The sequence below is a fragment of the Chryseobacterium carnipullorum genome (assembly GCF_003815695.1).
GTDB classification, from domain to species: domain Bacteria; phylum Bacteroidota; class Bacteroidia; order Flavobacteriales; family Weeksellaceae; genus Chryseobacterium; species Chryseobacterium carnipullorum.
The window spans coordinates 4,400,412-4,413,453 of the sequence record NZ_CP033920.1; the positions used below are offsets into that span (position 1 = coordinate 4,400,412).

11 protein-coding genes are annotated in these 13,042 nt (G+C 37.9%); 2 read left to right on the forward strand and 9 right to left on the reverse strand.

The window, feature by feature from the left end; translation table 11 throughout:
* Positions 1–30: 30 nt before the first annotated feature.
* The 3 genes from EG346_RS20115 to EG346_RS20125 form a co-directional block, all read right to left on the reverse strand.
* Complete coding sequence (locus tag EG346_RS20115; protein WP_123881096.1) at positions 31–945, reverse strand: helix-turn-helix domain-containing protein; 915 nt, start codon at positions 943–945, stop codon at positions 31–33.
* A gap of 77 nt (positions 946–1,022) precedes the next feature.
* Positions 1,023–1,820, reverse strand: a complete 798-nt coding sequence (locus EG346_RS20120) for an SDR family oxidoreductase (RefSeq protein ID WP_123881098.1) — start codon at positions 1,818–1,820, stop codon at positions 1,023–1,025.
* 207 nt (positions 1,821–2,027) lie between these two features.
* Positions 2,028–3,086 carry a 3-oxoacyl-ACP synthase III family protein gene (locus tag EG346_RS20125; protein ID WP_123881100.1) on the reverse strand — a complete coding sequence of 353 codons (1,059 nt, stop codon included), beginning with the start codon at positions 3,084–3,086 and terminating at the stop codon, positions 2,028–2,030.
* Positions 3,087–3,327: 241 nt separating this feature from the next.
* Between EG346_RS20125 and EG346_RS20130 the strand changes: the two genes are divergently transcribed.
* A complete protein-coding gene (locus tag EG346_RS20130) occupies positions 3,328–6,672 on the forward strand; it encodes a DEAD/DEAH box helicase (protein ID WP_123881102.1) in 3,345 nt (1,114 codons plus the stop codon).
* Positions 6,673–6,765: 93 nt separating this feature from the next.
* On the opposite strand, the gene EG346_RS20135 is transcribed toward EG346_RS20130, so the two are convergent.
* The 6 genes from EG346_RS20135 to EG346_RS20160 form a co-directional block, all read right to left on the reverse strand.
* Positions 6,766–8,064: a T9SS type A sorting domain-containing protein gene (locus tag EG346_RS20135; RefSeq protein WP_123881104.1), complete on the reverse strand. Its 1,299-nt coding sequence runs from the start codon at positions 8,062–8,064 to the stop codon at positions 6,766–6,768.
* A gap of 208 nt (positions 8,065–8,272) precedes the next feature.
* Complete coding sequence (locus EG346_RS20140; protein ID WP_123881106.1) at positions 8,273–8,773, reverse strand: endonuclease V; 501 nt, start codon at positions 8,771–8,773, stop codon at positions 8,273–8,275.
* A gap of 12 nt (positions 8,774–8,785) precedes the next feature.
* The gene (locus tag EG346_RS20145; RefSeq protein ID WP_123881108.1) at positions 8,786–9,148 is read right to left on the reverse strand and encodes a VOC family protein; all 363 of its coding nucleotides are present in this window, start codon (positions 9,146–9,148) and stop codon (positions 8,786–8,788) included.
* On the reverse strand, positions 9,133–9,591 hold the full coding sequence (locus EG346_RS20150; RefSeq protein WP_228426180.1) for a GNAT family N-acetyltransferase: 459 nt from the start codon (positions 9,589–9,591) through the stop codon (positions 9,133–9,135). Before EG346_RS20150 ends, EG346_RS20145 begins: the two co-directional genes overlap by 16 nt.
* A 215-nt stretch (positions 9,592–9,806) precedes the next feature.
* On the reverse strand, positions 9,807–10,850 hold the full coding sequence (locus EG346_RS20155) for a M28 family metallopeptidase (protein WP_123881110.1): 1,044 nt from the start codon (positions 10,848–10,850) through the stop codon (positions 9,807–9,809).
* A gap of 194 nt (positions 10,851–11,044) precedes the next feature.
* Positions 11,045–11,599, reverse strand: a complete 555-nt coding sequence (locus EG346_RS20160) for a hypothetical protein (protein ID WP_123881112.1) — start codon at positions 11,597–11,599, stop codon at positions 11,045–11,047.
* A 170-nt stretch (positions 11,600–11,769) separates the two neighbouring features.
* Between EG346_RS20160 and EG346_RS20165 the strand changes: the two genes are divergently transcribed.
* Positions 11,770–12,909, forward strand: coding sequence for an aminotransferase class I/II-fold pyridoxal phosphate-dependent enzyme (locus EG346_RS20165; RefSeq protein ID WP_123881114.1), 1,140 nt, complete (start codon positions 11,770–11,772; stop codon positions 12,907–12,909).
* Positions 12,910–13,042 lie beyond the last annotated feature (133 nt).

Consider the following 13,042-nt stretch of genomic DNA (forward strand, 5'->3'; position numbering starts at 1 on the left):
TCATTATACTACCCTTTCATTTTCAAAGGATTAATTAAATAACTGTCTGTAGCTTAAAGGCGTTTCATCCGTTTTCTTTTTAAACAATTTATTAAAAGACTGTGGATGCTCAAAACCTAAAGCATAAGCCACTTCTGATACCGAAAAATTGGTAGCCGTAAGATATTCTTTAGCCTTTTCAATGAGTTTCTCATGAATGTGCTGCTGTGCATTCTGTCCGGTAAGATTCCGGAGCATATCACTTAGATAATGAGGGGACAGATGAAGTTGAGAAGCCAGAAACTCCACTGTGGGAATACCACTTTTTAAAGTCTGCTCCTGATTAAAATAGTCTTCAAGTACAGTATCCATTTTAGACAGCAGATCACTGTTGACCGCTTTTCTTGTGATAAACTGTCTTTTATAAAAACGATTGCTATAGTTCAGCAAAACGTCGATATAAGAAACAATAACATCCTGACTCACCTCATCGATGGCTGTATTCAGTTCATTTTTGATATTGTCCAACAGTCCCGTGATGACCGTTTTCTCGTGATCAGACAAATGCAGCGCTTCATTGGTATCATAGGAAAAGAACCCAAATTTCTTAATATTTTTTGCTAAAGGATAACTACGTATAAAATCGGGATGTACCAGCAGTGAATATCCGCAGTATTCTGCATCCGCGTCTGTAGAAAGAATCTGCCCCGGAGAGGTAAACATCATTCCACCTTCATTAAAGTCATAATAGCCCTGCCCGTAGCCCATTTTTCCATGCTCAGAAAATTTATAGGAGATCTTATAAAAATTGAGATGAAAACTTCTGTTCAGCAGCTCTTTATTAACAATCATTTTGGTATTATCCACCAGGCTCACCAGAGGATGAAGCGGTTTAGGGAGCTTCAGCAGATTGTGAAGTTCCGATATGGACGAAATTTTCATAGGGGTGGTATCTTTCTTTTCCATACTATAAATGTATTGAATAATTAGATTAAAGACAGCACCAATATAATCTACTTATGCTGCCTTTATATTTCAATAGCTTAGATAAACTGTTTTCCAAACTGTTCTCTGAAAAGTTCATCGCCTAACTCAAGACGCTGTGCATACAATGCTCTGGCATCTTCTCCCGCTACATATCTTAATTGCTTTTTACCATCGGTAGCAGCTTCATAGACTACTTCAGCAATCTGTACCGGTTCTGAAGCTGCTTCCATCATTCCTTCCATTTTGGAGAACAAAGAATTGGTCATTTCTTCATAAGCGGGGCTTGTGGCAGCATCTAAGGAACGGCTTACAAAATCTGTTTTAATGCCTCCCGGAGACACTGTTTTAACGTCAATTCCGAATGGGTTCAACTCATAAGCCAGGCTTTCACTCCAGCCTTCCAGTGCCCACTTGGTCGCATGGTAAGTAGAGCCCAAAGGAAATGCAATTAATCCTCCAATGGATGTGGTAGAAATAAACATTCCGCTTTTTCGCTCTCTGAAATACGGGATAAATGCCTTTGTGACCCGAATCACTCCTAAAAGGTTTGTATCCAGCTGTTTTAGGATCTGCTCATCTGCCAAAGCTTCCAAAGGTCCGATAAGACCGTATCCTGCATTATTAAAAACGACATCAATACTCCCTAATTCAAGGGCTTTGCTGACTGTTGATTTGATCTGTTCGAGATTGGTTACATCCAATGGAAGAAGGGTAACGTTATCTAAACCGTTGAGTTCTGTATCTGCTTCCGGGTTTCTCATGGTCGCAATAACTTTCCATCCTCTGCTTTGAAATAATTGGGCAGTCGCTTTTCCTAGTCCTGTTGAAGCGCCTGTTATAAAAATTGTTTTCATTTTGTTCTGTATTAAATTAACAGGACAAAGGTGAGCATTAGAAAAAAAGCTGGAGTTGCCAAATTGGACTATCGTGTAGCCAAAACGGATTTGAATCTATAAATATGTAAATAAAAAAGGCTCAGATGATAACAATCTGAGCCTTTTTCTATAGAAGAGAAGTTAAGGTGAACACTGAGAGCACCATCCTCGTTTCTTATTTATGAGTTAAAATTTATAAACAAATGAATTGATATTCATCCCTGCCCCTACAGAGGCAAATAAAACAACATCTCCTTTTTTTATTTCGTGGGAAGGCAGTTCGCCATCTAAAATCATCGTAAGCAAAGTAGGAATTGTCGCTACACTGCTGTTTCCCAATTTAGAAATGACCATCGGCATAATATTTTCCGGCATTGGAAGATCGTACAGCTGATAAAAACGTTTTACGATCGCCTCATCCATCTTTTCATTAGCCTGGTGGATAATAATTTTGTCAAGCTGATCAATAGTATATCCGCTCGCATCCATACATTTCTTCATTGCATCGGCTACATTCACCAGCGCAAATTCATAGATCTTACGGCCATCCATCTTGATGTATTTGGTATCAGGACAGCTTTCGTTATTGTATGACTTTCCAAAAAACAGAAAGTCTTTTTCGTTTAAAGTATAAGAGGCTGATAAATGGGACTGTATTCCACTGTCGTCATCACTGGCTTCCAGAATGGCAGCTCCTGCTCCATCGGCATAGATCATACTGTCTCTGTCGTGGATATCCACAACTCTTGAAAGTGTCTCTGCTCCAATCACAAGACAACGCTTTGCAATACCTGATCTGATGAATGCATTGGCCTGGATCACTCCTTCAATCCATCCGGGACATCCAAACAGAACATCATAGGCCACACAGAAATTATTTTTGATCTTCAACAGATGTTTTACCCTTGAGGCAAGACTTGGAACGCTGTCCGACTGAACAGTTCCGGAGCGTACGTCCCCAAAATTGTGGGCAAATATAATATAATCCAGTGTTTCAGGATCTATTTTAGAATTTTCTATCGCTCTCTGTGCTGCAATCAGTCCCAGATCTGAAGTCACCTGATTTTCAGACGCGTACCTTCTTTCTTCGATGCCGGTAATTTCTTTGAGCTTTCTGGCAATAATATCATTCGGTTCCTTTAATGACTCTCCGTTTTTATTAATAAAATGATGCTGGTCAAAAAATAAATTTGTAATTGTCTCCGGCGGAATATAATTGCCGACTCCTATAATCTTGCTTGTCATTAAAAAAAAATTATAATCTTCTTAAATTCATTTTGTATTTTTTCGTGAATTCAAATATTCTACAATAATAACGATAAAATATCTATTAATCGTATGATAAAATAGAATTGAATATTTATATTGGTATTCAGAGCATACAATAAGCCTTTAACATCTATTGAAACGAGCTCTACCATTGGTTTTCCAGTTCATCCTCAATACCTTTGATTTTTGTCATGGTTTTTCGTAAATTCGCCTGCTTATGGCAGCATATATTCTTGAAAATAAAAGCATCACGACGCTTTCTGTTTATGATCTTTTAAAACACACCTCAGGGAGTGCATTTCTGGAGATCAGAGATTTTCATGAAATTTATCCTACTGCCATTGAAAAAAATAATGCGATTTTCACAAAAAGCTCTCCGTTAAAGGATTTTCCAGATGTTTCGGTAAGCCAGATCGGCAGTTCTATAGTAAGTACCTGCAGCTGCAACAGCGCCAAAGACCAACTTTGTGATCATCAGACAGAAATTATCCATTGTATTCTGGAAAATAAAAATTTCAGGACTTTTTTTGATCCGTTTCTTCGCAAAAAGCTGTTGATGGCTAAAGCCAAAAGTTATGGCTTAGAAAATGAGCCGGATCTTGACATGTATTTCGAACTCGAATATGCTGACGGTAAAGTTGAAGTACGTTCTAAGATCAAGGAAATGCTACCGATAGATGAGGAAGTTTTAAAACAGCAGCTTCTTCCCCAGCGCTCTTCAGTGATTGAAGAACTGGCGCTACTGGAAACCGGAAAAAGAAAAATACTGGTTATCGGAAGGCACCGGTATTACAGTCACCTGAACTTTTCGCTGATGGAAGCTGATGCCACCCAAGCCGGAAAGATCAAGAATCCGGTCACTCCAGTTGATGCCATGCAGCTGATCTGGAAAGCGGAAGAACCACAGCATATTAAATTCTACACGGCCGTTTCTGCTTTTCAGAATAATTATAATGAAGAATACAATACAGCAGAACTTGAGGCCATGAAGCTGATTGTGCAAAACCCTCTCGGTCTCAAAACATACTACCATGACCGGGAATTATCAGAAACCGTTTCGGCGAAATCTCTTGTCCCCGTAAACCTTGAAATTTTACAGGCTGAAATACGGCTTTCTGTATTTAAAAAAGATCCATTTTACGAAATAACGGGCGAACTTGAATTCAATGATATATCTGTTCCTTTTAAAAATGTGGTCATCAGGAATGAGTACTTTATCTACAGCCGGAATACCTTCAGTTTTGCAGATGATCCTGATATGCTGCGGGTCATTAAATTTTTCAAAGCCAATAACGAAATTCTGCTTGTGCATTCCTCAAAATATGAAGCATTTATGCAGAATATTTTAACTTCACTTGAACATCATATCCAAATCAATTACAGCTATATACAAAATGCAACTCCAGTACAGCTTGAAGAAGAAACACACAGAAATGAGAGAATCATTTACCTGCGGCAGCAGGGAAATTATATTGCCGTAACTCCGGTTATGAAGTATGGGCAGGCGGAGGTTCCTGTCTATTCCCGAAAGCAGCTTTTTGGTACAGATCACAATGGAAATGTATTTAAAATTGACAGAAGTGATGCTGAGGAAGCGCGTTTTACGTCTCTTATAATGAAGCAGCATCCCGACTTTGAAGCACAGATGGACGGCTATGATTATTTTTATCTTCACAAAGATAAATTTCTGGACGAAGACTGGTTTCTTCACGCTTTTGAAATGTGGAGAAATGAAGGCGTTATCATTCTGGGATTCAATGAACTTAAAAATAATAAACTCAATGGGCACCGGGCTAAGATCAATATACAGATTACCAGCGGCCTCGACTGGTTCAATGCTAAACTGAAGGTGAGTTTCGGACAGAAAGATGCTGCTTTGAAACAGCTTCACCGGGCTATCCGTAACAGGAGTAAATTTGTACAGCTGGACGATGGTACCCTTGGTGTTCTTCCGGAAGAATGGATCGACAGAATGAATGAGTTTTTCCGGATCGGCGAAATTGATGCAGAAGATCTTAAAATTCCGAAGATCAATTTTACTGAAGTCTCCACTTTATTTGAAAAAGAAATTTTAAGTGAGGAAATGCAGGAAGAGCTTTCTTCCTACTCTGTTCAGTTTTCATCTGTTAAAGATATTCCTCAAATCAATATTCCCACCGGATTAAATGCAGTATTGAGGGATTATCAGCATGACGGACTGAACTGGCTTGACTTTTTAGATGATTTCAATTTCGGGGGATGTCTTGCCGATGATATGGGACTTGGAAAAACGCTTCAGGTTATTGCTTTTATTCTGTCTCAAAGGGAAAAACGGGGACCTGCGACCAATCTTGTGGTAGTTCCGACTTCCCTTCTCTTCAACTGGCAGGAAGAAATTGCCAAATTTGCGCCTTCTCTAAAGGTGATGACACATTATGGAGCAGACCGGTTGAAGGATTCAGCGCATATGTCTGCGTATGAAGTGGTGCTTACCAGCTATGGAATGCTTCTTTCGGATATTCGTTTTCTAAAAAACTTCCGTTTCAATTATGTCTTCCTGGATGAGTCGCAAACAATAAAAAATCCTAATTCGGAAAGGTATAAAGCCGCTCGCCTTTTACAGTCGAGAAACAGGATCGTTCTTACCGGAACTCCTATTGAAAATAATACGTTTGATCTTTACAGCCAGCTTTCTTTTGCGTGTCCCGGGCTTTTGGGGAGCAAACAGTATTTTAAAGACATTTATGCGGTTCCTATTGATAAATTTGAATATGGTAAACGGGCTCAGGAACTCCAGCAGAAAATAAAGCCTTTTATTCTCCGCAGAACCAAGAAACAGGTGGCCAAAGAGCTGCCTGACAAAACAGAGATGGTGATCTACTGCGAAATGGATGCGGAACAACGTAAAATTTATGATGCTTATGAAAAGGAACTCCGTGAATTTATAGCCGCCAATGATGACGATGACCTGAATAAAAACAGTATGCACGTCCTCACGGGTCTTACCCGACTCAGACAGATCTGCAATTCTCCGGTCCTTTTAAAAGAGGGATATTCCAATGAGCATGCCGTGAAAATAGAGATACTGATGGAACAGATTCAAAGTAAAGCTAAAGATCATAAAATCCTGGTCTTCTCGCAATTTGTAGAGATGCTGGACTTACTTAAAGCTGAATTTGAACGTAAAAAGATTCCTTTTGAATACCTTACCGGACAAACCAAAAACAGAGGCAGAACCGTCAAAAATTTTCAGGAAAATGAGGACGTCCGTGTATTTCTGATCAGTTTAAAAGCCGGCGGTGTGGGGCTCAACCTTACGCAGGCTGACTATATTTATCTTGTAGATCCATGGTGGAATCCTGCTGCCGAAAATCAGGCTATCGACCGAAGCTACCGGATCGGACAAACTAAAAATGTGATTGCTGTCCGGCTGATCTGTTCGAATACTGTGGAAGAAAAGATTTTAAGTCTTCAGAAAAGGAAAAACGAATTGGCTCAAAATCTGCTCCAGACCGACGGAACAGGTATTCAGAAGCTTTCAAAAAATGATTTACTGGGCTTATTGGAATCCAAACCATCATAAAAGTCTATTCCTTTCAAAAAAAGAAAACCGACAGATGGAATCTGCCGGTCAAAAAAAACAAAAATTGATATGGATATGATTAGATAAGTGTTCTTATTTTTTAATGATCTTTTCGGTGGTGATTTTTTGATCTCTGGTGTGAAGCTTAATCAGGTAAGTTCCGGACGCCAGACTTTCCATATTAATAACATCCGACGTTCCTTCTGCAAGTTTTTGTCCTGCCAAATTATAAATCTCATATTTTTCCAATCCAGCCTCCGTCTTCACATATACAGAACCTGATGTAGGATTAGGATATATTCCGGAAAAAGATTTTTTAACCACTTCTGATGTTGCCAGATTTGACGCCTTCACATGTAAAGTATAATCCTCCACCTGTCCAATGAACCATCCTGAAGGGCATGGACGATTTTCGAGAGTTCCCATCCATGAACTGGATTCATAGGCTTTGACAATTCTGAAGCGGGTCTCTCCAAGCATAGCATCGGCAGGAATTTCAATCGTTTCGGACGTTACTCCGGACTGTCTGCCAGGAATAGGGTCAGAATTATCCAGATAGCCTAAATTAAATACTTCATTCGCATCAAAAACATTATTGTGATTAAGATCTATGTAAGCATAAGCAGAGACGGTGGTTTGCCCCTGAGTTCCTCCTGTAATAGTTATCGGATAAGAATTTCCTCTGTTCACATTGAAAACAGTACCTGTAAAATTCTCGATCGCGTCTGAGTTTCCGTCGATAACACTTTCTCTGAAAATTCCTGCAAACTCTACCTTTGTTATTTCACTGACAGTAAGGGTGGTCACATTTTCAGGTCCACAATAGGGCGACGGAAAAACTACATTATTACCCGTAATATTAACCGTATAATCTTCTGCCTGTCCTGCTCTTAAACCAGTATCACAAGCTGTATTGATAGAATTGGCGGCATTTGGATCAGAATAAGCAGCGGTATTGGTATTTTTGAGTACTCTCATTCTGGTGGCACCGGATGCTGCATTGGCAGGAATTGCTATCATTCCGGTAATCGTCATTGCATTGAAAGGATTAGCGGCTCCCAGCCTTCCTATATTGAAACGTTCTCCCGCATCATCAAAATTCCCGTTTTTATTAAAATCAATAAAAACAACAACATCACTTGGAAAAGTACTGGATGGACCTTTTACAGAAATCTGATAACTGTTACCAGCCTGAAGATCTGTAGACATCGACGTGAAATTTTCGTATATCTGGGTGCTTCCGGACTGAGAAGATGATGTATTATTGATCGTTCCTAAACTGACATTAGTGATCATATTGCTGTCGGCTCCATATTGAAATGCCGGAGTACAATACTGCCCATTCATCATCATGTAGAATACAACAGCAGATAGAGTAGATAATTTCTTCATTTATTCCTTATTTTCTTGAGACAAATTTATATTTATTTAGAATTAATAAAAATAAGAAACGAATGATATTTGTCACTTTTTGAAGAATAACACAAAAATAAAATAATCAATATGGGATAATCTACTGATAATATGCCAATTAAATCCGCGATATCAAAATGAAATTACCTACAGTATTGAGATTGTTATACCGGATGTATAAAAAAAATTATGCTCTGGAAAGCTGATCGAGTTTTTTCAGAAGGTTTGGTATGCGGTACAAACCAGCCATTTGTTCTACTTTAGGGAGTATTTCATCAACCTCTGCGCCTTTTGCCGTAAGAAACAGCGGTGTTTTGCTTTCGCCCCTCAAAATACTTCTTCTTTGGGAATCCGGTGATGCAAATTGGTTCTTGGCAATCCCTATTATCGGATATTTCTGATCCAAAGCTTCATACAAATAGCCTCCAAGTCCCATTTTCCCGTCGTTGTCAAGAGTAACATAGCCATCTACTATAATAAGATCTTCTTCTTTTAGTTCGATCTTCTTCAGCAGGCTTAAAATGCAGGGTAATTCCCTTTTATAGAATGTACCACTCTCATAGTCAGAGGTGATGTCTGTTTTTTCAATAAAAATTTCAGATTCTTTTTCGGAACTCCAGTCCTGAAATGCGATACACGCGGTATTCGCATAATCCTCGTAATAATAGGTGTCAAAAGCGTAAATCATCTCTACTTGTCATTAAAAAAATTCTCCGAAATGCCATAAAATTCCGGACGGATCATGGACAAAACATTCCTTTCCCCACTCCATTGTCCTTACAGGGGTCAACCTTACCCCTTTATATTTTTCAGGAAGCTGTAACGTCTGAAGTTCGTTCCAGAAATCATCCGTATTGTCTACTTCCATAAAGATCATCGTATTGTCAATCCAATCTTTAGCATAGTAATCCTGAAGATAAAACCCTGTTTCCTGTCTTCTAAATAATGACAATTTAGGTTCAAGAATAACTTCCTCAAATCCCAAATCTTTGTAAAAACTTCTGCTTACTCCGAAATTTTCAGCTCCGATAAACGGTCTGATCGATTTTACGTTTTGTTGCATGATTTGATATGTTTCCAGTGATTAAAAGTCATTTCAAACCTGATCTCTTTTCCATGCTTCCCCGTTTCCTCCCAGCCGGATTTTTGATAGAAGATTGCGGCTCTTGTTCCCGGCGCAGTTCCCAGCCACACCTTTTCTGTAGTCTGTTCAAAGTACCAATCCAGCATGATATCATGAAGCTTTCTTCCTATTCCGAGTTTTTCAAAATCAGGATGTAAAAAAAGGGCCCAGATGTTATGTTCTTTAAGGTCTGCAATAGAGAAACCTACCATCCGTGATTCTATTTCGCATACCCACCCTTTTCCTCTTTTAAAAAGGAATTCTTCACAATCTGCATCAGTTACCAGTGCAGGATCAGAAAGTGTATTTTCTTTCACGGAATTTCTGACTACCTGAATTTGCGGAATATCTTCCTTTCTGGCTTCACGGATGATAATTTTCATTGATGTCTTGGATTAGAACCGTATGTTTTTGGTTGTTTTTTTATACAATGGGCTAAAGTTTGTTTATTCTGAATATATAGGTTGGTGAATGCAAAGACGGATTTTATCTCTGAAAAAAAATCAAGTAAAAAAAACAATCAATTGATTTTAAAATTATTATAACTTATTATTTAAAGTAATTTTCTCTACACCTTTGCATTAACCAACACCATACATTATTTCTTGTCTACCACAATTCTCTCTGCTCTGTTGGCAATTTCCCATGCCGTCGCAAAAACAAGCTGTGTCCTTTTCTCTAATAACGGATAATCTATTTTCTCAGGATCATCTGTCGGCTTGTGGTAATCTTCATGGATCCCATCGAAGAAAAAGGCTACCGGAACATTATTTTTCGCAAAATTATAATGATCTGAACGGTAATAAAGCTGCTCGGGATCTGCCGGATCATCATATTTGTAGTTTAATTCCAGATTGTTCGTTTTCTTATTGGCTGCCTCATTGATGACTTTAAGCTGTGAGCTCAACATTTCGGAACCGATGACATAGACGTACTGCTTTCCTCTGTTTTCGGCATCATCACGGCCAATCATGTCAATATTCAGATCAACCACGGTGTTCGCAAGTGGAAATACAGGATTACTGGTATAGTATTCAGAGCCAAACAGGCCATGTTCTTCTCCTGTTACATGGAGGAATAAAATTGATCTTTTCGGTCCTTTTCCTGCCTTTTTAGCTTCCTGAAAAGCTTTTGCGATCTGCATAACCGCCACAGTTCCACTTCCATCATCATCAGCTCCATTGTACACTACTCCATTTTTGGTTCCCACATGATCGTAATGGGCAGAAACTACTACTATTTCTTCAGGTTTTTCGCTTCCTTCGATAAAAGCCAGTATATTTTCAGAATCAGGAAGGTTTCCACCCCCTCTTTTTTTCATAAATTCAGCGGGAACCTTCTGGTAATAGGATCCTAATGCATTTGGTGGAGTAATTCCCAGGCTTTTATAATAATTAATCATATACTCACCCGCTCTCTTCTGTCCCGGGCTTCCTGTATCTCTTCCTTCCATATCATCAGCAGCAATGACATATAAGTTTTTCTTTAACTCATCTGCCTTAATCGTCTTATAGGCAGACAGAAAAGCTTTATCAGCTTTTGCTACGGATGATGACTGGGCTGAAGCTCCTTCGGAAGTTTTCGCTGTTCCGCAACTGACCAGTACAGTCAGGCCAAACAACGGGATCAGTATTTTTTTCATATGATAATAATTTGCTTAAAAATAACAAATTTTATTGAATTCGACATGCAATATTACACTGGCTCATTGCAATTGATGGTTTTTCAAAGCCTAGTCTGAAAATAAAAAAATCCTAACTCTATCCAGTCAGGATTATAAAATTGTAGACTTTTAAATAATCAGCTTAAATTATACTGTTTTGATTTCAAGTTGTCTCAAAGATTTTGTTCTGCGTTTTTCAAAATTTTTATCAGTTCTTTCATTTCATCTTTACTAAATTCATTTAAACTCTGATTATATGGAGCGGAAGGTATTTTTATATAATTGATCCAGCTTTTTTGCTTTTCACTGTAAATACCTCCAAACTCAATATTACTCATTGTCAGAAATTTATATTTTGTTTCCTGACCCAATTTAGTTTCATTTTCCTTTTGTTCTAAAGTTTGAAGAGATTGGATTAATTTGGATAATTCAGACTTTTCGATGGTTAATGTTTTTTTTGAAACCGTATCAAATGTTTCGTATTCATACATTATTCCAAGAACACTTTCTGCAGAACTATCGGACATATCCTTTGTTACGATTTTTTGAATATTCAAATTTTTGAATTTAGCCAGATCAAAAATTCGCTTTTCAATGAGTGTTCCTCTTCTTGAATTGATTTTCAAGCCATTGGTTGTGGTTAACGGATTTTTAATTGTTGGAGGGGAAGTCTGTGCATTTATTAAGGTGCAAAAACCGAAAGAAAATAAAAGAATGTTTTTTTTCATTTGTATGATCGTTTGTATAGCATTTAAATCATTGGTAAAGATAAAAAATTTCAATATTTAACAAAGTAAAAACGTATTGAAATCAGGATTCGTTAAACGAAATAATATATTTTTAGATAATAATTCAATGAATGTCTAATTTTATTATATTTGATATAATTGCAAAATAGATGGAAAAAATTTTCGGATTTACACATTATTCCTTTTTCACGGAAATGTCTGAACTTGCCACAAAACATCATAGCTTCGATCTTTCGCTGGGACTTCCAGATTTTGATATCGACAGGCGTCTTACTTCATTTTTAAAAGAAGCTGCAGATCATCCATGTCATCAATATGAACCACTTGCAGGAAATCCTTTGCTGATCAAAAATATCATGGGATACAATGCCAAAAGAGTTAATGGTATAAAGCTCCAGGAAAATGAAGTCACCATTATTCCATGTGCAACTTTTGCTTTATATACGGCCCTTAAATCTATTTTAAATCAAGGAGATGAAGTTATTATTATTCAACCTTCCTACTACACTTATGGGCCTTCTGTTGTTTTAAATGGGGGCACTCCTGTATATTATGACCTTGAACATGATTTCACCATCAACTGGGAAAAGTTTCAAAATTGTATCTCTGAAAAAACAAAAGCCGTTATCGTCAATTCACCCCAAAATCCTACCGGAACGATTCTTACGCGAAGTGACTGGCAACAGCTGTATGAATTGATACAACATCAGGAAATTTATCTGATTTCTGAGGAGATCTATGATACGTATTGCTATGACGGACTTGAACATTACAGTTCTTTTCTACATCCTGAACTGAAAAACAGAACTTTCTGTATTTTCTCTTTTGGAAAAATGTTCCATACATCCGGCTGGAAAGTCAGCTATCTTCTTGCTTCAGAAACTCTGACTGCAAAATTCAGATGTCATCAGCAGTATATTTCTTACAGTGCGAATGCACCTGCCCAATATGCTCTGGCCAGATATCTGGAAGTTTTTGATCCCTTTGAAAACAGGGATATCATGGAGCGGAAAAGAGATCTATTTAATGAAATGATTGCCTTCACGCCACTGGAAGCAACAAAAAAAGCAGAAGGAAGTGTATTTCAAATCGTTAATTTCAGAAATGTTTCTAAAACAATGACCGATGTAGAGTTTTCAAAATGGCTTACAGTAGAGAAAAAAACGGCTTGCCTTCCCCTTTCTGCATTCTATAACTCCCGGCAAAATTCTGATTATATCCGTTTCAGCTTTGCTAAAAAAGATGATCTGATCATCCATGCTCTTGAACATCTGCAAAAAAATCTGTAGGCGTGAAAAACAATCTATTCATCCTACAAATTTTAAAGATAATCCCTATTAATTCTAATTTATTAAACCGAAAAAAGTTGATATTTATAAAAAAGCACCGCCTGAGGCGGTGCTTTGAATATCTTACAAACTG